Genomic DNA, 2,109 nt, shown 5'->3' with positions numbered 1-2,109 from the left:
CATGCAGAGCGCAGCGAAGCATCTCGCGTGGCGCAGTAAACCTTGACGTTGGCAGACGCAAACAAGCGAGATGCTTCGCTGCGCTCTGCATGACGGTTTAGAGGCCATTCAGTCAAATCAAAAATCACTGTTAGTCAAGCTGATAAATACGCTCCATCAACTCCCATTTCTCGTCAGCCGTGCTGGTGGCCGCCGCCTGCTGAAACTGCGCCACGTAGGCTTCCCATTCGGCCTGCCGGGGCAGGGTGGCCAGCGCCGCCATCGCCTGGTCGTGGTCGAAGTCGGGCACGGTGTCCATGAGCATGAACAGCTGGCGGCCCAGCAGGTATATTTCCATCTTCAGAATCCCGATTTCGCGCAGGCCCTGGTTTATTTCGGGCCACACGGCATCCGGCGCGTGCGCGCGCTTGTACTGCGCGATGAGAGCACTGTCGTCCTGCAAAGTCAGGGTTTTACAATACCGCTTGAAATGCGTGGGATAATCGACTTGCGGGTATTCCATAGGGTAGCACGTGAGAGAATGTTGCGCGGACTTTGCAGTCCGCGACGTGCGCTGTCATCGCGGACTACAAAGTCCGCGCAACTGCGGTGAGAAGTTCAAATGTAGTACTTTGCTAAAACATTTCAGCAACCGCGGACTGGCCGCATAATGAAAGTTTTTCTCGCTGGCCTGCAATAAGGTAGCGACCTGCTTTATTTTCGAAGCTGGTTCGGGCATTTTCAACCGCCCGCTCCCGTCCCGACGTCCTTCTTAACTTTCTTCTCTTCGTCATTCCCACCTCTTTACCTCGATGGCCGCTGCTCCTCCTAGCCTAACCTCCTACCCCCCGACCGGCACCGCGCCCGCTTCCACGCAACGCTACACGTCGGCGCTGGCGGCGGTCACGACGCTGTTTTTCCTGTGGGGCTTCATCACCTGCCTCAACGATATTCTGATTCCGTACCTCAAGGCCATTTTTCAGCTGTCGTTTGCCAAGGCCAACCTCATCAACCTGTGCTTTTTCGGGGCTTATTTTCTGATGAGTATTCCGGCCGGCAAGCTGGTGGAGCGTATCGGCTACAAGCGGGGCATGCTGCTGGGCTTCGTGGTGGCGGCCGTGGGGGCGTTTCTGTTTTATCCGGCGGCGGCGCAGCGGGCCTACGGGCTGTTTTTGGGGGCGCTGTTTGTGCTGGCGTCGGGCATCACGCTGCTGCAAGTCGCGGCCAATCCCTACGTGGCTATTCTGGGCCCGCCGCAGTCGGCTTCGGCCCGGCTCACGCTCACGCAGGCGTTCAACTCGCTGGGTACTACCATCGCGCCGTTGCTAGGCACCGCGCTTATTCTGAGTAATTTGCCTAAGCTAAACAACGCGGCCTCGGCGGCGCAGATTGACGTGCGGGCCGTGCAGATTCCGTACTTGGTTATTGGCGGGGCCTTGCTGCTTATCAGCCTGCTGCTGAGCCGCGTGCATTTGCCCGTGATAACGCCCGCCGCCGAAGAAGCCACTGCCGACCAGCCTGGCAGCCCCAGCATCTGGCAGCACCGGCATTTGCTGTTTGGGGTGCTGGGCATCTTCACCTACGTGGGGGCCGAGGTGGCCATCGGCTCGCACATCGTCAACTACGTGGCCCTGCCCGACGTGCTGGGCCTCGACCCCGCCACGGCCGGTAGCAAAGTGGCCTACTACTGGGGCGCCGCGATGGTGGGGCGCTTTGCCGGTGCTTACTTGCTCAATAAGTTCTCTCCCACCAAGCTACTAGCCTTCAATGCCTTCGCGGCGGTGGCACTCGTCCTGCTTTCCATCAACACCACGGGCGCGCTGGCCATGTGGAGTCTACTGGCAGTAGGGCTGATGAACTCCCTGATGTACCCCACCATTTTCACCCTTGCTATGGCCGGGCTGGGCCGCCAGACCGAAGAAGCCTCGGGCCTGCTCTGCACGGCCATCGTGGGCGGCGCGCTCATCCCGATGCTGTTCGGCGTCATTGCCGACTACAGCAGCCTGCGCTGGGCCCTGCTACTGCCCGTGGTGTGCTACGTGTACATCATGTGGTACGGGCTGCGGGGCAGCCGCCGGGTAGCGTAGCGGGCGGGTTACCCCACCCCCGGCCCCTCCCCTCCGGGAGAGG

General features: G+C 60.6%; 2 protein-coding genes. One reads left to right on the top strand and one right to left on the bottom strand.

The features are described from left to right. Positions 1–130: 130 nt before the first annotated feature. Positions 131–502, bottom strand: coding sequence for an L-rhamnose mutarotase (locus tag VFO93_RS07565; RefSeq protein ID WP_325133747.1), 372 nt, complete (start codon positions 500–502; stop codon positions 131–133). A 289-nt stretch (positions 503–791) separates the two neighbouring features. On the opposite strand from VFO93_RS07565, the gene VFO93_RS07560 reads away from it, so the two are divergent. After that, a complete protein-coding gene (locus VFO93_RS07560) occupies positions 792–2,066 on the top strand; it encodes a sugar MFS transporter (protein WP_325133746.1) in 1,275 nt (424 codons plus the stop codon). Positions 2,067–2,109: the final 43 nt, after the last annotated feature.

It is taken from the genome of Hymenobacter sp., assembly GCF_035709525.1.
GTDB lineage: Bacteria > Bacteroidota > Bacteroidia > Cytophagales > Hymenobacteraceae > Hymenobacter.
This window is presented reverse-complemented; position numbering and strand designations above follow the sequence as displayed.